Origin of the sequence: Trinickia mobilis, from assembly GCF_017315705.1 — a bacterium.
Lineage (GTDB): Bacteria > Pseudomonadota > Gammaproteobacteria > Burkholderiales > Burkholderiaceae > Trinickia_A > Trinickia_A mobilis.
In genome coordinates this window covers 24,601-44,968 of the sequence record NZ_JAFLRF010000043.1, presented here as the reverse complement: position 1 = coordinate 44,968, position 20,368 = coordinate 24,601, and the positions used below count along the sequence as shown (strand labels likewise).

General features: G+C 69.6%; 11 protein-coding genes. 5 read left to right on the top strand and 6 right to left on the bottom strand.

Translation table 11 applies throughout. From position 1 onward, the window contains the following. From J3489_RS31790 to J3489_RS31775, 4 genes are all read right to left on the bottom strand, one after another. The coding region (locus J3489_RS31790) for a non-ribosomal peptide synthetase (RefSeq protein ID WP_207004795.1) at positions 1-6,052 on the bottom strand (6,052 nt) is incomplete at its 3' end. A gap of 35 nt (positions 6,053-6,087) precedes the next feature. Continuing rightward, complete coding sequence (locus J3489_RS31785) at positions 6,088-7,872, bottom strand: ABC transporter ATP-binding protein (protein WP_207004794.1); 1,785 nt, start codon at positions 7,870-7,872, stop codon at positions 6,088-6,090. Further along, positions 7,869-9,692 carry an ABC transporter ATP-binding protein gene (locus J3489_RS31780; RefSeq protein WP_207004793.1) on the bottom strand — a complete coding sequence of 608 codons (1,824 nt, stop codon included), beginning with the start codon at positions 9,690-9,692 and terminating at the stop codon, positions 7,869-7,871. Before J3489_RS31780 ends, J3489_RS31785 begins: the two co-directional genes overlap by 4 nt. Before the next feature lie 7 nt (positions 9,693-9,699). Further along, positions 9,700-11,793, bottom strand: coding sequence for a TonB-dependent receptor (locus J3489_RS31775; RefSeq protein ID WP_207004792.1), 2,094 nt, complete (start codon positions 11,791-11,793; stop codon positions 9,700-9,702). A gap of 276 nt (positions 11,794-12,069) precedes the next feature. On the opposite strand from J3489_RS31775, the gene J3489_RS38655 reads away from it, so the two are divergent. After that, complete coding sequence (locus tag J3489_RS38655) at positions 12,070-12,975, top strand: helix-turn-helix transcriptional regulator (RefSeq protein WP_207004791.1); 906 nt, start codon at positions 12,070-12,072, stop codon at positions 12,973-12,975. A 22-nt stretch (positions 12,976-12,997) separates the two neighbouring features. Here J3489_RS38655 and J3489_RS31765 read toward each other — a convergent pair whose 3' ends face one another. Next, on the bottom strand, positions 12,998-13,855 hold the full coding sequence (locus J3489_RS31765) for a maleate cis-trans isomerase family protein (protein WP_207004790.1): 858 nt from the start codon (positions 13,853-13,855) through the stop codon (positions 12,998-13,000). After that, a complete protein-coding gene (locus J3489_RS31760; protein WP_207004789.1) occupies positions 13,852-15,096 on the bottom strand; it encodes a D-amino acid dehydrogenase in 1,245 nt (414 codons plus the stop codon). Before J3489_RS31760 ends, J3489_RS31765 begins: the two co-directional genes overlap by 4 nt. Before the next feature lie 618 nt (positions 15,097-15,714). Between J3489_RS31760 and J3489_RS31755 the strand changes: the two genes are divergently transcribed. The 4 genes from J3489_RS31755 to J3489_RS31740 are packed head-to-tail and all read left to right on the top strand — an operon-like array spanning position 15,715 to position 20,359. Then, entirely contained in the window at positions 15,715-16,917 is a 1,203-nt protein-coding gene (locus J3489_RS31755; RefSeq protein ID WP_207004788.1) for a branched-chain amino acid ABC transporter substrate-binding protein, read from the top strand. 5 nt (positions 16,918-16,922) lie between these two features. Then, positions 16,923-17,822, top strand: coding sequence for a branched-chain amino acid ABC transporter permease (locus J3489_RS31750; RefSeq protein WP_207004787.1), 900 nt, complete (start codon positions 16,923-16,925; stop codon positions 17,820-17,822). A gap of 3 nt (positions 17,823-17,825) precedes the next feature. Further along, positions 17,826-19,643 carry a branched-chain amino acid ABC transporter ATP-binding protein/permease gene (locus J3489_RS31745; RefSeq protein WP_207004786.1) on the top strand — a complete coding sequence of 606 codons (1,818 nt, stop codon included), beginning with the start codon at positions 17,826-17,828 and terminating at the stop codon, positions 19,641-19,643. Then, the gene (locus J3489_RS31740) at positions 19,631-20,359 is read left to right on the top strand and encodes an ABC transporter ATP-binding protein (RefSeq protein ID WP_207004785.1); all 729 of its coding nucleotides are present in this window, start codon (positions 19,631-19,633) and stop codon (positions 20,357-20,359) included. The genes J3489_RS31745 and J3489_RS31740 overlap by 13 nt, the downstream gene beginning before the upstream one ends. Positions 20,360-20,368 lie beyond the last annotated feature (9 nt).

Sequence of the window (20,368 nt, the reverse complement as noted above, 5' to 3'; positions counted from 1 at the left end):
CCGGTTCGTGCGTCCCGGCGCCGCCGGCGCCCGGCACGGGGGGCACGACCGGCGCGAGGGGCACGACCGGCGCGGGGGGCACGACCGGCGCGCGGGGCACGAGCGTATCGAGCGGCAGGCGCCACGCGTCGGCGTCGGCGGCGAGCCGCCGCAGCAGCGCGACGTACTGGCCGAACATGGCGCGCAGCGTCTCGGGCTCGAACAGCGCTTCGACCGCATCCCAGTTGAAGCGCAACTCCCCTTCCGATTCGTAGACCTGGTGATCGAGCCAGACTTGCGGCGTCTGCGAGATGCCGCTGCGGGGCTTGAGCCATGACGCGTGGGCGAGAAACCGCTCCGTCTCGAAGCCGAGCGCGCTCGTGAAGACGACCGGCATCTCCGTCGACGCCAGGCCGCGCCGCCGGGCCAGTTCGCGCATGACCCAGAGCGCCGACACGTCGCGGTGCGCAAGATCCTGCCAGAGCCGCTGCTGCAGGCGTTGCACGCTGTCGAGCCAGCCTTCGCCCGGTTGCCATGCGACGAGCAGGAGCGAGGTGAAGTCGCCGAGCACGCGCTCGATCTGCGGATGCACGGGCTGGCGGTCGAACAGCGTGAGGTTCAGGCAGAGATTGCGGCGGGTGCTGAAGGCCGAGAGCACGGCGGCATAGGCCGACAGGAGCAGCGCCGACGGTGTCACGTGCGCGGCGGCCGCACGCTCCTTCAGCACGCGCCAAGCCGGCGCCGGCAGGCGGTCGGAGAGCCTGACGAAATGCGGCACGCCCGCTTCGGCGGGCTGGCGAGCGAGCGGCAGCTGCGGCGCGGGGGGCAGGGTGTCCAGGCGGCGGCGCCAGTAGGCGCGCGAGGCCGCGCTCGCTTCGGACGGCGCGGCTTCGCGCGCCTTGGCGGCGTGCTCGGCGTAGTCGCGAAAACCGATCTCGAGCGGCGGCCACGCCGTGCCCGGTTCGAGGTAGCCCTGCTCGAGTTCGGCCAGCAGGATCTGCATGCTGAGGCCGTCGAGCAACAGGTTGTCGAGACACAAGTAAAGGCGTGTGAGCCGGCCGCCGGCGCTTGCCGCCTGCACGTCGAACACCGGCCAGCGCGACGGGTCGAGCACTTGATGCGCGAGGCGCTCGCGCAGCGCATGCGCCCCGGTGCCGTCGAGCTCGGCGAAGCAGTGCAGCGGCAGGACGAAAGCGGGCACCTCGGGCAGGACCTGCTGCAGCCCGTTGCGGACCACGGCGCGCAACATGTCGTGGCGCGCGATCAGCCGGTTGAATGCGGCCTCGAAGCGCGGCACGTCGAGGTCTTCCACCTCGAATTCGACGAAGAAATGCGAGCCGACGCCGCCGAGCGGGAAACCCGGCCGGCGCCCGACCAGATAGGCTTGCTGGACATCCGTGAGCGCGAAGGGCCGGTGCCGGGCCGCCGCGTCGTGCCGCAATGCCGGCGCCGCGGCGCCGGCCGGCCGCGCGCGCAAGGTTGCGGCAAAGGCGGCGAGCGTCGGATAGTCGTACAGGTCGCCGAGCTGCGCGCCATAGCCGGCTCGATTCAGTTCGCCGATCAACCGCGTCGCGAGGAGGCTGTCGCCGCCCAGCTCGAAGAAATGGCTGCGCCGATGCATGGCGGGCGTCTCGAGCAGCTTGCGCCACAGCGCTGCGAGCGTTGCTTCGGCGGCGCCCTCCGGAGTCTCGCGCGCGGCATCGGGCGCGGCCGATTCAGCCGACGCCGCCGCTCGCGCCGCGAGCGCTTTGTGGTCGACTTTGCCGTTGGCGGTGAGCGGCATCGCGTCTAGAAAATAGACACGCTGCGGCAGCATGTAGGACGGCAGCTGCGCGGCGAGCGCGGCCTTGAGCTTGCCCGGATCGGGCCGCCAGGCGCTCGGGGCGGCGCGCAGCACGAACCGCTGCTGCGCGCCGACGATATCGGCGCGCTCGCAGTGGAGGCCCCGGGTCCGGAATGCCGCGAGCCAGCCGGAGGCGTCGCGCAGTCGCCCGGCGCCGCCGCCGCTGTCGTGCGTCAGCAAGTCGGCGGTCACGAGCGCGAGCGCCTGCGGCTGGCGCAGTTCCAGCACGTGCACGAGTGCCGACGGCGCAGCAAGTGCAGCGAGGCTGTCCAGGGCGCGTTCGCCAAGGCGATGCAGCGCATTGTCGGCCCAGACCACGTCGGCGCTGTGCCGCAGCGGGTCGGCGGCGCAGGCATCCCAGCGCCGGACGCTGGCGTGCGGATAAGCGGCGAGCCGTTCGCGGGCGCGCAGCACCCGCTCCTGCGATTCGTCGAGCGCCGTATACGCGAGCGCTTCGGGGCCAAGACGCGCGAGCAGCGCCGCGCCGCCGAGGCCCGTGCGCGCGCCGATCTCGACGACGCGCACGGGGCGGCGCAGCACGCGCGCGAGCGCCGCGACAGCCGCGGCGAACGCGGCAACGGCGGCGCTCGCGCCGTCGCTATGGCGCAACAGGTGCTCTGGGGAAAGACGCGGATGATCAAGCAGCGTTTCAGCCGGGCGCTCGCCACGCAGGATCCCGGCGAGCGCCGCGTGATGTCCGGGCAAGGCCTCGGCGATGGGGGCGAGTGCGTCGCCGGCGGGCGGCGACCATGGAGCGTCGTGGCGCGGGCCGTTCCGATAGCGGCCGTCGCCCGCGTCCTGCAACCGGCCGCTTGCCGCGAGAAGCGCGAGCCAGCGCGCCAATAGCCCGCGCCGGGCGGGCGCGGCGCCGTAACGGGTCAGGACGTCGTCGACGCCGAGCGGCGAGTTGAAGTCGAGTCCCTGCAGCAACAGATGCTCGTAGAGGAAGTCAGCGACGAGGCGTGTTTCGTGTTCGCCGCGCTCGCCGTGCGCGGCGGCGGCGACTCGTGCCTCGCGTTCGTCGTACTCGCGCTTCGCGGGGCCGTTTCCCGCAGCGAAAAGCGCGCCGTAATCGGGCGGCGCCGCAGGATCGGCAAAGAGGGGGGCGGACAGCGCCGGCCCCGCGCCGACGACGAACGCCGCGAGCGATTTCTCGCGCTCGCCGTAGGCAAGCGCGATGCCGCTCTTGATGCCGTCGAGGCGGGCGAGCGCGGCGTCGATCTCGCCGAGCTCGATCCGGTAGCCGCCGATCTTGACCTGCTTGTCGCGCCGGCCGAGAAATTCGAGCGTGCCGCCGGGCCAGTAGCACCCGAGATCGCCGGTGCGATACCAGCGCTCGCCCGCGGCTGCGACAAACTGCTGCGCTGTGCGTGCCGCGTCGTTGAAATAGCCGAGCGCGACGCCGGCGCCGCCGATCCACAATTCGCCCGGCACCCAGTCCGGGCAGTCGCGGCCCTGCTCGTCGACGACACGGTAGCGCTGGTTGGCGAGCGGATGCCCGTACGGGATGGAGCGCCACTCGCGCGGCACCTCGGCGACGTCGCAGACGTTGGACCAGATCGACGCCTCGGTCGCGCCGCCCATGGCGATGAACGCGCCGTCGGGCCGGAACGCGCGATAGCGCGCGGGCAGGTCGAGGCCTATCCAGTCGCCCGAGAGCATCGCCGCGCGCAGCGCCGACGGCGCGCCGAGCGCAAAGCCTTCGGCGTAGGTGAGCAGCATGTCGAAGAGAGCCGGCACGCTGTTCCAGAGCGTGATGCCGTGGCGCTCGATCAGCCGGCACCAGGCCGACGGGTCGCGCCTGCGGCTCTCGTCGAGCAGCACGAGCGCGCCGCCTGCGCTGAGCAAGCCGAAGATGTCGTAGACGGACAAGTCGAAGTGAAGCGCCGAGATGGCGAGCACGCGGTCGGCCGGCCCGACGCCGTAGCGGCGGTTGAGGTCGGCGCAGGTGTTCAGGGCGCCGCGGTGCGAGATCACGACGCCCTTCGGCGTGCCGGTGGAACCGGACGTGTAGATCACGTAGGCGGGCGCGTGAGCGTCGACGGCCGGGGAAGCCGTAAGCGGTTCGGCCCGCACCGCCTCCTGCCAATCGAGATGGCGGGCGCGATCGGCCGCTTGGTCCGCTTGGTCCGCTGCGTCGGCGTCGCTCTCGCGCGCTCCGCGCCCGGCGCGATCCTTGGCGCAGACGAGCACCAGTGCGACGCCGGCGTCGTCGTAGATTTGGCGGCGCCGTGCGAGCGGCTGGTCGAGCGGCACGGGCACGTACACCGCGCCGGCGCAGAGCGCGCCCAGCACCGCGACGATCTGTCCAAGGCCTTTGGACATGCTCACGGCCACCCGTGCGCCGGGGCGTACGCCGCGCGCGGTCAGCGCGCCGGCGCAGCGCCGCGCGAGCGCGGCCAGCTCGGCGTAGCTCAGTTGCGCGTCGTCATGAACGAGTGCGGCCGCTTGCGGCGTGCGCTCAGCCTGGCGGAAAAAGCCGTCGTGCAGCAATCCATCCGGCAGCGGACAAGCCGTGGCGTTGACGCGCGCGCGCACCTCGCGCTGCGCGTTCGGCTGCAGGTCCGGCAGCGGTTCGCGCCAGGCCGCCGCATCGCCGGCAAGCCGCCTCACGAGACCGGCGTAGGCGTCGAAAAGGGCGTCGACGAGCCCCGCAGGAAAGAGCGTGTCGTTGCTGTCCCATTGAAGCCATACCGACGAAGCGTGCTCGAACGCGAGATGGTCGATCCAGACCTGCGGCGTTTGCGAGATGCCCCATCCCGGTTCGCCGAGCGCGTCCGCCGTAGCCTCGCCGTAGAGCGGCCGCCCGAGGTTGCTCGTGAACACGATCGGCGCGCCATGCGGATGCCGCCCTTCCTTGCGCAGCTCGCGCAGCACCTCGACGCCGGACCAGTCGCGATGCTCGTACGCCTCGGCGAAGGCGTCCTGGTTCGCCCGCGCGAGCGAGGCGAACGTGTCGCCCTCGCAGGCGAGGTCGAGCAGCAGGATGCTGGTGAAGTCGGCGATCATCCGCTCGACGGCCGCATCGAGCGGCCGCCGGTCGAACAGCGTGAGATTCAGCAGGAGCCGCGCCTGGCTGCTCCAGCGCGCCAGCACGGCGCCGAAGGCGGTCGCGAGCGCCATCGCCGGCGTGACGCCGCACTCGCCGGCGTGGCCGTGGAACGCGCGCCACGTGTCGGCGTCGAGCTCGGCGCGGCGGCGGCTCACGCGAACCTCCGCGATGCGTTCGGGTTCCTGCGCGAGCGGCAGTTCGGGGGCGGGGGGCAGCGTCGCAAGCCGCCGGCGCCAGTAGCGCTTCGCGCTATCGCGTGCGTCGGCGGTTTGTGCTTCCGACTGGGCGAGGTAGCTGCAGAAGTCGTAATGTCCGGGCGACGGCGGCAGCGGCTTGCCGGCGACCAGCGCGGCAAGCTCTTCGAAGATCAGAGTGAAGCTCGCGGCGTCGAGCACGAGCAGATCGAGGTTGACGTGCAGGCGCTGCCTCCCCTCGGGCAGCAGCGACAATTGGAAGTCGAAAGTCTCGCCGCGCTCGACCGCCAGGACGCGATGCCCAAGCGTCTCGCGCAGTCCGGCCAGGCGTCGCTCGCGTTCGCCTTCGGGCAGTTCGCGCAGGTCGTGGACCGTCAGGCCCGGCCAGGCCGGCTGCTCGCGCCACTGCTGAAGCCCGTCGGCGCAAAATGCCACCTGAAGCATCGGATGGCGCGCGATCAGCGCCGCGACGGCGCCTTCGAGCACCTCGGGCGCAAGCCCCGCGCCGTCGAACTCCTGGTACAGGTGGCAACCGACGCCGCCAAGCGGCTGCTGCGGCGAGCGGCCGACGAAATAGGCGTGCTGCACGGGCGTCGGCACGAACGGGGCGCCGTCGCGCATGGTTGGCCAAGCCGTGTTGGCCGGCGCCCGCGACGGCCGCCCGGCGTGCGGACCCGGCGCGGTGGCCGGGCCGGCTTCGTCGACCCCGGCGCGCGCGACGAGAGCGCTCCAGCCGGCCAGCGTCGGCTCGCGGTACAGCTCGCGCAAGGTCAGCCGGTGCCCGCGCGAACGCAGGCGGTTGAGCCACGCCATCAGGTGCATCGAATCGAGGCCGAGCTGCAGCAGGCTCGCGCGCGGATCGAGATCGCGCGGCGCGATCCCCAGCTCGGCCGCGAGTTCGCGGTGCAGGGCGTCGTCGAAGGGCGCGCCGTCGCCGGCGTCTGCAACCGCTGTGTTATCAGTACTGCGAATGGCATCGGACATGGGCTTTCCGTTTCGAGTCAATGAGGGATCGGCTGTCAGCCGGGCGTGTCTTGGGCCAGGACGGGCCCGGCCCCGTGCGCAGCAAGCCGCCATTCGCGCGAGCGCGTCTGGCGCCGCCAAAGGCGTGCGTAGAGACCGTTCGCCGCGAGCAGGCTGTCGTGCCGCCCCGCTTCGACCAGCCGGCCGGCGTCGAGCACCACGATCTGATCCGCATGCGCGATGCTTTGCAGGCGATGCGCGATCACCACCACGGTGCGGTCGCGCACGAGCGCGCTGAGCGCTTCCTGGATGTCGGCTTCGGCCGAGGGATCCACGCTCGCCGTCGCTTCGTCGAGCAGGAGGATCGGGGCGTTTTTCAAGAGCGCGCGGGCGATCGACAAGCGCTGGCGCTCGCCGCCGGACAGCGCGCCGCCGCCCGCGCCAAGCGGCGTCTCGTAACCTTGCGGCAAGCGTTCGATGAAGTCGTGTGCGCAGGCTCGCCGTGCCGCCTCGATCACCTCGTCGCGCGTGGCCTCGGGGCGGCCGATGCGCAGGTTGTCGAGCACGGTGCCGGAGAACAGCACGACATCCTGGAACACGGTGGCGACGCGGGCCTGCAATGCGTCCGTGCCGATCTCGCGCACATCCGCGCCGCCGATCCGGATCGCGCCGCGCTGAACATCCCAAAGCCGCGCGATCAGATGGACGAGCGTGCTTTTGCCCGCGCCGCTCGGTCCGACGACCGCCGTGATCGCGCGGGCAGGCAGCGTGCAGGACACGCCGTGCAATACCGGCGGCTCGTTCTCGCCGTAGGCGAAGTGGACGTCGTCGAGCACGATGTCGTGGTCCGCGGGCTGCCGCGGCGCGACCGGCTCCGCAAGCGCCGCTTCGTCGAGCAGGGCCTGAATGCGGTTCATCGCGCGCCGTCCGAAGCGCAGGAGCAGCGTGGCGAAGCCGATCTCCTGGAGTTGGCGGTAGACGGGGAGCGACAGCGCGGCGAAGAGCGCCAAGGTGTCGGCGCGCAGGCTGCCGCCGGCGACCCGATAGGTGCCGGCGAGCACCATTAGCACGAAGCCGGTCTCGATCACGAAGCCGAACGCGCCGATCCACGGCGCCGGCTTCAGTTCGAGCCGCACCATGGCGTCGCGCTGCGCGTCGAGCGCGCGGGCGAGGCGCGACAGGGCGGCGCCGAAGCGGCCGTAGCCGCGGATCACGGCAATGCCGTGGACATAGTCGTGCAGTTCCGCTTGCGCGTCGCCCGCTGCGCGCAGCATCGCCTCGCCTTCGCGGTTTGCGAGCTGCTGGCCCCAGGCCATCGCCAGCCCGGCAAGCGGCAGCACGGCGAGCACGGTCAGCGCGAGGCGGGCGTCGAGCCAGCCGAGGAACAGCAGCAGGAAGCCGAGCATCGCGAGGCCCGATGCGCATACCCCGAGAAAATGTGACCAGAGGTGCTCGACGAGCTCGAGGTCGCTCGTGAGCCGAGCCGCGAGCTCGCCGCTGCGCGTTCGCGTGAACCACCCCATCGGCAGACGCTGCAGGTGCTCGGCGATGCGGATGCGGGCCTCGGCCATCATCGCGTAGGCCCCGCTGAAGACGAGCGGCATCGCGCAGCAGCCGGCGGCGATCCGGCCGATCAGGCAGACGACGAGGGCGGCCGCGATCGCCGCGATGAACGGCGCGCGCGCGGTGCCTTCAAAGACGCGCTCGAGCAACACGTAGAGGAGCGGGTAGGGTGCGGCGCTCAACCCGCCCTCGATGACGGCGAAGCCGAGGCCGCGCGTGAGCCGCGAGTCGCGGATGCCGGACAGACGCTGGCCGGCCCAAAGCCATTCGCGGATCATGCCTGCCCTCCCGCCGGCGAGAACGCCCGGGCAGGGCCGCCGCCGAGCCGCCATTCCCGTACGCGCGTGTGATCGCGCCAAAGAAGCAGGTAGGCGGGACAAGACGCGAGCAGCGCGTCATGACGGCCGTCGCCGACGACATGGCCGGCGTCGAGCACGACGATGCGATCCGCGTCGACGACCGTATGCAGGCGGTGCGCGATCATCAACACGGTGCGGCCGCGGCACAGTTCCATCAAGGCCTCCTGGATCAGCGCCTCGTTTTCGCTGTCGGCGTAGGCCGTGGCTTCGTCGAGCACGAGGATGGGCGCGTCCTTGACGAGCGCGCGGGCGATCGACAGCCGTTGGCGCTCGCCGCCCGACAGGCGTGCCCCGCGCTCGCCGAGCACGGTGTCGTAGCCGTGCGGGAGCCGTTCGATGAAAGCGTGGGCGCGGGCCGCCCGAGCGGCGGCCACGACCTCGTCGCGGCTCGCGCCGGGGCGTCCCAGGCGGAGGTTATCGAGCACGGTGCCGTGAAACAGATGCACGTCCTGGAAGACCGTCGCCACGCGTTCGAGCAAGGCGTCGAGCGGCCACTGCCGCACGTCGCGTCCGCCCACTGTGACGCGGCCGGCATCGGCGTCGATCAGGCGTGAAACGAGCCGCGCCACGGTGCTCTTGCCTGCGCCGCTCGCGCCCACCACGGCGGTCAGCTCGCCGGCCCGGGCGGTGAAGCTCACGTCGCGCAGCGCTGCTCGTCCGCCATAGGCATGCGCGACCTGTTCGAACGCGATATCGAGCGGCGCGCGCGGCACGGCGGCGCCGGCGGCGTCGACGAGCGCCGGGGCGCCGAGCACGGCGTTGATGCGCGCGAGCGCTTCGGCACGGCGGCGCTGCTCGCCGAACGCGTAGGTCAGGCGCAGGAACGGCAGCGGCACGGCGGGCGCGACGAGCAGAAACAGCAGATAGGTCGGCAAGTCGAGCGCGCCGCGCAGGTGGAGCCACGCACCGAACGGCGCCACCAAGACGAGGCTGGCCGAAATCAGCGCGGTGAACATCACCCAGCCGGGCGCTTGCGAGCGCACGAGCCCGGCGACCCATGCGGCGGCGGCGCGAATGCTCTCGGCCAATTGGCCGAAGCGGCGCGCTGACAAGCCGAAGCTCTTCACGACATGGACGCCGCGCACGTACTCGCTGACGTGATCGGCAATGCGGTGCTGGATCTCGCTCCATTCGCGCAGGCGCGTCGCGCCGCCGCGCATCGCGAGCCGCTGTGCAACGAGCGCGAGCGGCAGCGGCAGCAGCGCGGCGAGCGCGAGGCGCCAGTCCGCCGCGAAGAGCAGCGCGAACGCGGCGAGCGGCATGGCCGCCGCCGATACGGCGTCGGGCAGCATGTGCGCAAAGAAGCCTTCGAGCGAGGCCACGTCGTCGCCGAGCGTGCGGCGCAGCGAACCCGTGCCGCGCGTGGCGAAGAACGACAGCGGGACTTCGCCCAGCTTGCGCGCGAGCGTAAGGCGCAGGCGGTGCAGCAAGCGGAAGGCGCCCAGATGGGCGGTGACGTGGCTGAAGACCATGGTCACGATGCGCAGCGCCACCGCGGCCAGCGCGAGCACGGCGAACCCTAGCGCGTTCCCCGTGTCGGGCACGGGGGCGAGCAGGGCGGCCACGATTCGATACGCGCACCAGAGCGGCGCCAGGCTCAGCGCCGCCGACAGCACGGCCAGCCCGATGGCGGCGCCCAACGGGGCCGGCGCGAGCCGCAACAGTGCCGCAAACGTGAGCGGCGGCTCGGGATGCGCGGGGAAGCGGCTGGGGGAGAGGGTGTTGGCGCTATCGCTCATGCGTGCCTCACAGGATGTCGAGCCGGACGTTGACGCCGACCGTGCGCCCGGCGTTGATCTGCGCGAACGCTTCGCCCGAGGCGCTCGTGAAGGCGTAGGTGCGATAGAGGCGGTTGGTCACGTTCAGCGCATAGACCGTCAATTCCACTTGCGAATTGGGTTGCCAGCCGAGCCTCAGGTCCGCCGTCGCATAAAACGGCTGGCGCAGCGTGTTGGCGACGTCGAGCGCTTGGGGGCCGGCGATGCGGATGTCGATGCCGGGCCGCAAGGCGCCATAGGCGGTGCCGATACGCCCGTGCAGATGCGCGCCGGCGCTGTAGCGCGGGATGTAGGGCAGGCGCTTGCCGGCATAGCTGAGCGCGGGGGCGGCGTCGAAGCGGCTGAATTGCGCCGACACGGCGGTGGCGTCGACGCCCGCCGACCAGCCGGGCAGAAGACGCCAGTCGAGCGCGACTTCGGCGCCGTTCGCGTACGCGCTGCCGGCGTTCGCGATGGACTGCCCGCCGACCGGGCCGACAAAGAGCTGCATGTTCCGGGTGTCGGTGTGGAACAGGGCGGCCGCTACGCTGACTCGCTGGTCGTCGTAGCGGGTTCCCAATTCGTAGTTCACCGAAGTTTGTGCGCCATACGGCGTGGCGTCCGCCGGACTCGACGGCGTGAGGTTGAAGCCGACCGGCTCGTAGCCTTGCGCGATGCGCGCGTAGACGCGCCAATCGGGCGTGAGCCGGAAGCCGGCGGACACCTGGCCGAGCGCGTGAGTGCGATGGGTGCGCCCGGTGGCCTCGAACTGGGTCGCGCCGAGGGAGTCGTTTTGGATGCTCGTCTTGGCGGAATCGCGAGAAAGGCGCACGCCCGCGCCGAGATCGAACGACGAAGTGACGTGCCAGGTGCCGTCCGCATAGGCGGCAAGCGTCTGGCTATCGCTCCCCGAGACCGTGACGGGCGACGGCACCGCGACCGGCGCGAACGGATAGGTCGTCGACAGGCGGTGCTGCTGGACATCCTGCCGGTACAGGCCGAACACGGCGTCCCACGGACGGCCCTTGCCTTGCGTCGCGAGCCGTATCTCCTGCGTGTTCTGCCGCCAGCGCTCGGGCTGCTCGGAGACGTAAGCGCCGAACGGAAAGGCGCGCGCGTAATGGACGTTCTGCCATGCGGCGACTGCCGTCATCAGCCAGTCGCCCGCGCGGTAGCTGCCGCCGAGCGACTCGCTGTTGCCGTAGCGGCGCAGATACGGGTCGGGCGTGCCGGGGCCGGGGCTCGACAGCGTTTTCGCGTCGACGTTGTAGAAGGGGAGGTAGACGTCCTGGGAGGCGCGGCTGTATTCGCCGCTCAGAGCGAGATCGACCTCCCACGGCTGACCCTCGGGCGCGAGGCGCAGCCGTGCGGCGCCGGCCTCGCCGCGGGTGCTGCCGAGGTTGCCGCTGCCGGTCGCGGGATTGCTCAGGTCGCCCGGCTGCGCCTGCGAGACGGCCGTCAGGGAGCCGTACAACAGGCCCGGGAGAAGCGTGCCGCTCACGTTGCCCTTCGTGACGTAGCCGTGGCGGCTGGCGGCGCCGGCCTCGACGGAGGCCACGGCTTGGGCATCGGGCTTGGGCGTGACGATGTCGATGACGCCGCCCTCGGCGCTCTTGCCGTAGAGCGTGCCTTGCGGGCCGCGCAGCAGTTCGACGCGCTCGACATCGGTCAGCATCTGGTAGGCGAAAACCGGCAATTGCGGCACGCCGTCGATATAGACGGTCAAGGCGGGATTGTAGAAATTCTGTGCCGAGGTCACGCCGCGCGCGGAGACGATCGGGAACAGCTCGCTGCCGCTTTGGCTCATTTGCACGCCCGGCAGGACACGCGCCAGATCGCCCGTGCCGCGGATCTCGGCGTCGTCGAGCGCCTGCGCGGACACCGTGGCGACGCTCGCGTCGAGGTCGCGCGCGGACTGCTCGCGCTTGCTGGCGGAAACGACTACCGGCGCCAGCGAGGGCGAGCTTTCGACGGGTTGGGCTTGCGCATGGGCGGCGACGGGCAACGCCAGGCCGACAGCGTACGCGAGGGGGCCGCATGGGCGGCGCGCATGTGAATTGAGTGAGTTCCGGTACAGCGGCATGGGAAGGCAGGGCAACGAAAGAGAGGTGAAAGGTCTGAATTGACGAAGACTAATGACGAATGCCGCCGAGAAGTCGCACGATCGGTTGCAAAGCAACACAATCGGTAATGCGAATGATTTGCATTCACTTGTTCGGCTATTGAAATTCCCGTACGATTTGCCGACCTCATTTCCACACAGCACCGGCTTTACATGCGACTCCAGGCGACCGACTCTCGAGCGAACTCCTGCGCGGAACGGCAAACCGAGCCGGTGCCGGGCCTCAAGTGGGGACAGGTGAATGCGAGCCTGCGCGTCGGCCTCGTGAACGGGCTGCCGCGCACGGACATAAGAAGGCCCGGCGAGGCGGGGCGGCACGTTTCGCTGGTGCTGATGCTCGAGGGCAGCGGCCATTACCTGATGGACGGAGCGCGTCAGGCGTGCCTCTTTACCCGGGGTTTCTGCTACCTGAGCTGCGCCCACGAGCGTTTCGGCGGCGCCGATTACTTTCCCGCCGGCCATCTCCTCAAACTGGCGATTTTTCAATACCGCACCGAATGGCTCGATCTGCTGACGCCGCTCCTTCTAGAGCGTCGAGCCGGCGCCGAGCTCTACCCCCATCCGACGCGCCGCGCCTGGGTGTTGCGCATGCCGATGCCGCCCGAACTTCGCCAGCTGGCGCAGGAACTGCTCGACGACGGCATCCCGGAGCACCCGCTCGATGTGCTGAAGGTGGAGGGCCGGGCGCTGTCGGCGCTGTGGCGGGTCGCCCATGACTTAAGCTTCGGTTCGGGCGCGCGCGCGGGGGAGCCCGGCTGCGAGCCTGGTTGTGAGCCTCGTCGTGAGCCTGATTCCCGGCGGGCTCGCGCGCACCCGTTGACGGGCAGGGAGCGCCGTTTGCTGCTCGATGCGCGCGCACACATCGACAAGCATTGCCTGGAGCCGCTCGAAGTGGCCGGGATCGGACGCGTCGTCGGGCTTGGGCTTCACGCACTCCAGCAGGGGTTTCAGCAACTGTTCGGCAAGAGCGTGTACGGCTACGTGCTCGAGCGCCGGCTCGAGCACGCGGTGCAGCTCATCGACGAAAGCGCATTGCCGATCAAGGAAATCGCCTGGCGCTGCGGCTTCGCCCATGCGAGCCACCTCGCGCGCCAGTTCCGGCGGCGCTACGGGGTGTCGCCGCGGGCTTATCGCTGCCGCTGAATCGTGTGAGCGCCGGTTTCTCTCAGACGGTGAAGAGGCGCCCGAACTGCGGCAGCGCGTCGGCGACGCCCGCGAGCCGCAGCGCGTGCCAGGCCATCGCGTGATTGCTCGACGTCACCGGCTTGCCGAGTTCCGCCTCGATCCCGGTGACGGTGTCTGCGAGCCGCAGGCTCGTGCATGAGACGAAGACCGCTTCGACATCGGCGCGCTCGCCGAGCGCGAGGATCGCGCGCCGGATCGACCCGGCATCGATTCGCGCGACCTCGTTGTCGTCGCTGTGCTCGAACGATCCCATCCGCACGACGTCGAGGCCGCGCGCCTGGAGATAGTCGCGCATCGCGTCGTTGATCCGGCGCAGGTACGGCGTGAGGAGCGCGATGCGGCGCGTGCCGAGCGCTTCGAGCCCGGCGCGCGCCGCGGTGATCGGCGTCGTGCACGCCGCGCCGGGCCGCACTTCGCGGATGCGCGCAAATACCGTTTCCTCGCCGAGCACCATCGACGCCGACGTGCAGCCGAACGCCACCACGTCGAGCCGCTGCCCCGGGCGGATGACTTCGGTGCCGGGGCCGATGCGCGTTTCCATCTCGACGAGCGTCTCGGGCGTGATCTGCGCCGGGCTCGCGACGCGGCTTTCATAGAGCGCGACGCCGTCGAGCGCGAGCAGCTTGCGCCACTCGTACTCGATCGTGTTGTCCGTCGCGAGGACGATCAGGCCGATCGCCGCGCGGCGCGCCGTCCCTTCATCGAGCGTGAAAGCCAGGCGCAGGTAGTCGTCGGAAACGTCTGCGGTATTCTTGTCAGTACGCGCCGGGCCGCCCCAAGCGTACTGACCAGCCCCCTTGGGGGGCAGCGAACGAAGTGAGCGTGGGGGGAGTTTCATTTAAGCGTGAGTCCCGTGATGTCCAGCTCCGGAGTGCGGCCTTGCATGATGTCGGCGAGCACGCGCGCGGTGCCGCACGACATCGTCCAGCCCATGTGCCCGTGGCCGGTGTTGATGAAGAGGTTGCGGTGCCGGGTCGCGCCGATGATCGGCGTGCCCTCGGGCGTCATCGGCCTCAAGCCCGCCCAGTACGACGGGCGGCTGTAGTCCGCGCCGTTCGGAAAGAGCCCGCGCGCGGTCTGCAGCATGTGCGTGAAATCGGCCGGCTTGTGCCGCGTGTCGTAGCCCGCGAATTCCGCCGTCGCGGTAAAGCGCAGACGGTTGCCGAAGCGCGCCCAGGCGACGAGGTTCTTCTCGTCGACGCCGCCGATATCGGGCGGCGTGTGACCGCTCTCGATGGGCAGCGTGACCGAGTAGCCCTTCACCGGATACACCGGTATCCGGTAGCCGAGCTTGCGTCCGAGAAACGGTGAATAGGACCCGAGCGCCAGCACGTAGCGGTCGCCTTTGACCGGGCCGCGCGAGGTCTCGATCTGCTCGATGCGCTCGGCGCTCGCCCTCGCGCGCTGGATCTCGGTGTCGAACTGGAACGTCACGCCGAGCGCCACGCACCGTTCGTAGAGCGCCTTCGTGAAGAGGTGCGCGTCCCCGCTTTCGTCGGTCGGGCAGTAGATCGCGCCGGCCAGCTCGTTGCGGGCGGCGGCGAGCGCGGGCTCCTTCGTGATCGCGTCCTGTGGGGTGAGAGTTTCGAGCGGCAGGCCGTTCTCGGTCAGGATCGACATGTGCGCGATGCCGCTCGCGAACGCGGCCTCGTCGCGATAGAGATAAAGCAGACCGCGGCTGATGCGTTCGTAATCCAACTGTTCGGCGGCGGTAAGCGCCTGCAATTGCGCTTGCGAATAGCGGCACAGCCGCACCTTGCGCGACGTGTTGAGGCGCGAGCGCTCCTCCGTGCAGTTTTGCAGGAAGAGCCAGCACCAGGCCCACATGTGCCAGTCGGCCGTGAGCTTCAGGCGCAGCGCCTGCCCCTCCTGGAACAGCGACTTGAGCATGATCATCGGCGCGCGCGGCGACGCCCAGGTATACGAATGGCCGGGCGCGACGAGGCCCGCATTGGCGAAGCTCGTTTCGAGCGCGACGCCCGCGCGCCGGTCGACGACCGTGACTTCGTCGCCCGCTTTCGCCAGGAAATAGGCGGACGTGACTCCGACGATTCCTCCGCCCATCACGATCGTCTTCATGATGCCTCCCGCCGGGCCGCCCCAAGGGGCGTAGCAGGGAATTCGCGGAGCACCGCTCCGCGCCTGCGCAGCCGGCCGGCTTTGCAAAGCCGGCCGTGGACGGCATCCGCCCCCTCGGGGGGAGCTTTGCATGGGACCGGAGTAAGCGCTAAAGCGCTAACTCCGGCCGACAGCGAACGATAGTGAGCGTGGGGGTTGTTCATGACAGCCTCCCCATGCCGGCTTCAGCGAACAGTGACGCTTGTCGTTGTCATCGAAAAAACCGGCTTGATCACAGGATAGTACGGAACGCGCCGTCGTTCATGCGCCCGGTCCGGGCGAGCCGCGGGCATGGCAGCGGCGCGGCGAGGAGAACTGACGAATCGCGAGAGTAGGCACTTGCTCCTGACGCTCTGTGGGATCGCGCACGGTGAAGGCTCCGAAAAAACCGCAGGCTCGCCGAGCATGAAGCGCTGCGCTCGCGCGTGCCGTACGTGTTTCCACTTCCTTCATATCAGGGGGAACGAGGCCTATCATGAAGCGAGCGCTTTCGGGGCAGCAACCCGACGAACCCGATGGCCGGCCCCCGAATCCCCTTGCGCGATGGCGCCGATCATTCTTAAAAGAAGGAGAAACGAAATGACCACAGGAAACGATGGCGCGCGTCGCGCGAAGAAACTGGTGTTGCGGCCGCTGGCGCTCGTGCCGCTCGTCGCCATGGCGGCGGCGGCCGGCCTCGCGCCGGGCGTCGCGCAAAGCCAGGGCGACACGATCAAGATCGGCGTGCCGGTGCCGCTCTCGGGCAGCTCGGCGAACGCCGGCCAGGATATCGTGAACGGCGCCAAGCTCGCCGCCGCGAAGATCAACGCGGCGGGCGGCGTGCTCGGCAAGCAGATCGAACTGGTTCCCGAAGACGATGCCTGCGACGCGCAGACGGCCGTGCAGGCGGCGCAAAAACTCGTCGACGCGGGCGTCGTCGCGGTGGCGGGCGGCTATTGCTCGAGCGCCGCGCTGCCGGAGCTGACTGCATTTCACCGCTCGGGAATTCCCTATGTGCTCGACGCGTCGACCAATCCTCAGTTGACTGAGATGGGCTGGGACAACGTGTTCCGCACGATCGGCCGCGACGACGAGCAAGGGCCGTTCGCCGCCGGCTTCATGAAGAACTTCTTGCACGCGAAGAAAGTGGCCGTGATCGACGACAACACGACCTACTCGAAGGGCCTCGCGCAGAACACGGTGTCGGCGCTGAAGAGCCAAGGGGTCGAGGTGGTCTACGCGAACTCGATCACGCCGGGGCAGATGGACTATTCGCCGACGCTCACGCGCGTCAACTCGCTGAACCCCGACGTCATCTACTACACCGGCTATTTCGCGGAAGCCGGGCTGATGGTGAAGGAAGCGCGGCAGCTCGGCAATAAGGCGACCTTCATGGGCGGCGACGCGACCAACGACCCGACGCTCTTCAAGACCGCCGGCCCCGCGGCCGAGGGCATGATCATCACGACCGCGCCGCTCGCGCAGTTCCTGTCCACGGCGCACGGCTACGTCGACGAATACACGAAGACGTACGGACAAGGGCCGGGACCGTACTCGGTCTACGAGTACGATGCCGTCGGCGTGACCGCGAAGGCGATCGCGGACGCGAAATCGACGTCGCCTGCCGCGATCACCGCTGCGTTGCACAAGATCACCGACTACAAGGGCGTGACCGGCTCGATCGGCTTCAACCCGAAGGGCGACCGCAGCCGCGCGGTGTACGTCACGGTGATCGTCAAGAACGATGCGTTCGTGCCGTATCAGTCGTTGAGCGCAAGCGGGAAGTGGATGGCGATGAAGTAGGGCGCATGAGCACCTTCTTCCAGTACGTCGTCGAGGGGCTGACGATCGGCTCGTTCTACGCGCTCGTCGCCCTCGGCTACACGATGGTCTACGGGATCATCCGTCTGATCAACTTCGCGCACGGCGACTTGTTCATGGTCGGCGCGTTCATCGGCTGGACCGCGTTGTCGGCGCTCGCGGCCTCGCATATGCCGTGGGTGCTGGCGCTCGCCGTCGCGCTCGTCGCGGCGATGCTGGCGACCGGCCTGCTCGGTCTCGGGATCGAGCGGCTCGCGTATCAGCCGCTCCTGCGCGCGCCGCGGCTGTCGATCCTGATCACGGCGCTCGGGGTCTCGCTCGCGCTCGAGAACGGCGTGCTCCTGATGTACGGCGCGGGATTCAAGACCTATCCGCATCTGCTCACGCAGACCGGCTTCTTCCTCGACGGCGTGCAGATCACCTACGCGCAGGTCGGCATCGTCGTGGCGAGCTTCGCGCTGATGCTGGCGCTCTATTTCTTCGTTCACCACACGTTCATCGGCACCGCGATGCGCGCGCTCGCAATCGATCAGGACGCCGCGCGCCTGATGGGCGTCGACGTCGAGCGGCTGATTCAACTGACGTTCTTTCTCGGCTCGATGCTGGCGGCAGTGGCCGGCGTGATGGAAGGGCTCTACTACACGCAGATCAACTTCTTCATGGGCTTCGTGCTGGGCCTGCGCGCGTTCACGGCGGCGGTGCTCGGCGGCATCGGCAACATTCCCGGCGCGATGGCGGGCGGCATCCTGATCGGCCTGCTCGAAGCGTTCGGCGCGGGCTACGTGTCGTCGCAATGGACCGACGTGTTCGTGTTCGGCGTCTTGATCGCCGTGCTTGTCGTGAAGCCGACGGGGCTCTTCGGCGAGCGCGTCGTCGAGAGAATGTAGGCCATGAGTTCCGACGCGGCTTCCTCGCTTCAGCGCCGTTCGATCGGCGTGGTGCTGTTCGCCGCGGCAGCCGCGCTGCCTGCGATTGCCAGCAACTACATCGTCGATGTCGGCCTCACGATTCTCACGTATTCGATCCTCGGGCTCGGGCTGAACATCGTCGTCGGCTACGCCGGGCTGCTGGACCTCGGCTATGCCGCGTTCTTCGCGATCGGCGCGTACACCACGGCGCTGATGGAAACGCTGCTGCACTTCTCGTTCTGGGAGACGCTGCCGTTTTCTCTCGTGTTCGCGGGCGCGTCGGGGATCGTCATCGGCTATCCGACGCTGCGCCTGCGCAGCGACTATCTTGCGATCGTCACGCTGGGCTTCGGCGAGATCGTGCGCATCATCGCGACCAACCTCGACATCACCGGCGGCCCGAACGGCATCTATGGCATCGCGAGCCCGAACTTTTTCGGCTACGAGATCGCGTCGCCGCGCGCCGTCTACGAACTCGGGATCGTGTTCGTCGCGTGCGTGCTCGTGTTTGCGATCCGGCTCGGGCAATCGCGCCTTGGGCGGGCGTGGACCAGTATCCGCGAGGACGAATCGGCGGCCGAAGCGGTCGGCGTGCCGACGCTGCGCACCAAGCTGCTCGCGTACGTGATGGGCGCGCTGATCGGCGGCTTGGGCGGCAGCCTCTTCGCCGCGCGCTTCGGCACCATCGATCCGACGGGGTTCACTTATCTGCAGTCCGTCACGATCCTGATCATCGTCGTGCTCGGCGGGCGGGGCAGCATTCCTGGCGTGCTGGTCGGCGCCGTCATCGTCGCGGGGCTTCCCGAGATGCTGCGGTTTCTTTCCTTGTGGCGGATCTTCGGCTTTGCGATCGGGCTCGTGATCCTGATGTTGCTGCGGCCGCAAGGGCTGTGGCCGGCCGCGTTGCGCCGCGTCGCGCCGCCTAGGAAGGCGGCGCTCGGCGAGGCGAGCGCCGCGCCGGCGCCGCGCGAGATCGCCGCCGGCGAGACCCTCCTTGACGTGCGCGACATGACGAAGCGGTTCGGCGGCGTGCTGGCGGTGGGCGGCGTGAGCTTCACCGTGAAGAGCGGCGAAATCCTCAGCGTCATCGGGCCAAACGGGGCCGGCAAGACGACCGTGTTCAACTGCCTCACCGGCGTGATCCGCCTGACGAGCGGGCAGGTGCTCTGGCGCGGGGCGCCGCTCGCGGGCGGCGCGCCGCACCGGATCGTTCACCGCGGCATCGCGCGCACGTTCCAGGGCATCCGTCTGTTCGGCAACATGACCGCGTTCGAGAACGTGCTGGTCGGCATGGATCACCGCTTCAAGGCGCCGATCATCGCGGAGCTGGCGGCGCTCCCGTTCGCGCGCGCCGAGGCGGCCGATCACGCCGAGGACGGTCTCGTCTGGCTCGATTTCGTCGGCCTGCGCGCGCGCGCAGGCGAGCGGGCGGCGGACCTGCCTTACGGCGACCAGCGTCGCCTCGAGATCGCCCGCGCGCTCGCGAGCCGCCCGCACCTTCTGCTGCTCGACGAGCCGGCCGCCGGGATGAATCCGACCGAGAAGCAGGCGTTGATGGAACTGATCCGCCGGATTCGCGACCACGGCGTGACGGTCCTTCTGATCGAGCACGACATGATGCTCGTGATGGGCGTGTCCGACCGCATCATCGTGATGGACCACGGCGTGATCATCGCTCAGGGTCAGCCCGCCGAGATCCAGGCCGACCCGCGCGTGATCGACGCCTATCTCGGCACCGCGGAAAAAGACGAGACGGCCGACGACGGCAAAGCCGGGGAGGCGTCGCTGTGGGACTCCTAGAGATCCGCGATCTGCACGTGAGTTACGGCAAGGTCGAGGTGCTGCACGGCATCTCGCTCGAGGTGGCCGCGGGCGAGATCGTCGCGCTGCTCGGCAGCAACGGGGCCGGCAAGACCACGACGCTGCGGGCGATTTCGGGGCTTGTCCGCCCGCGCGCCGGACAGATCACGATGGACGGACAGTCGCTCACCGACTTGCCCGCGCACCGGATCGTCGCGCTGGGGCTAGGGCACGTGCCGGAGGGGCGGCGCATGTTCAGCGCGCTGACGGTCGAGGAGAATCTGCGGCTCGGCGGTTATTTGATCCGGCGCGACGCGGGCTCGATCGACGCGCGGATGGCAAAGCTGTTCGAGACGTTTCCGCGGCTTCGCGAGCGGCGCGATCAGCTCTCCGGGACATTGAGCGGCGGCGAGCAGCAGATGCTCGCGATTGCGCGCGCGCTGATGTTGAAGCCGCGGCTCGTGGTGCTCGACGAGCCGTCGATGGGGCTCGCGCCGAAGCTCGTGCGCGCGATCTTCGCGATGATCGCGCAGATCCAGAGCGAGGGGACGGCGATTCTCGTCGTCGAGCAGAACGCGCGGCAGGCGCTCAGGATTGCGTCGCGCGCCTATGTGCTGGAAAGCGGGCGGATTGCGCTATCCGGGCCGTCGCAGGAGCTGGCGCAGGACAGCCGGGTGAGGGCGGCGTATTTGGGGGGAAGTGCGGCAGCGGGGTGAGGCGTACGA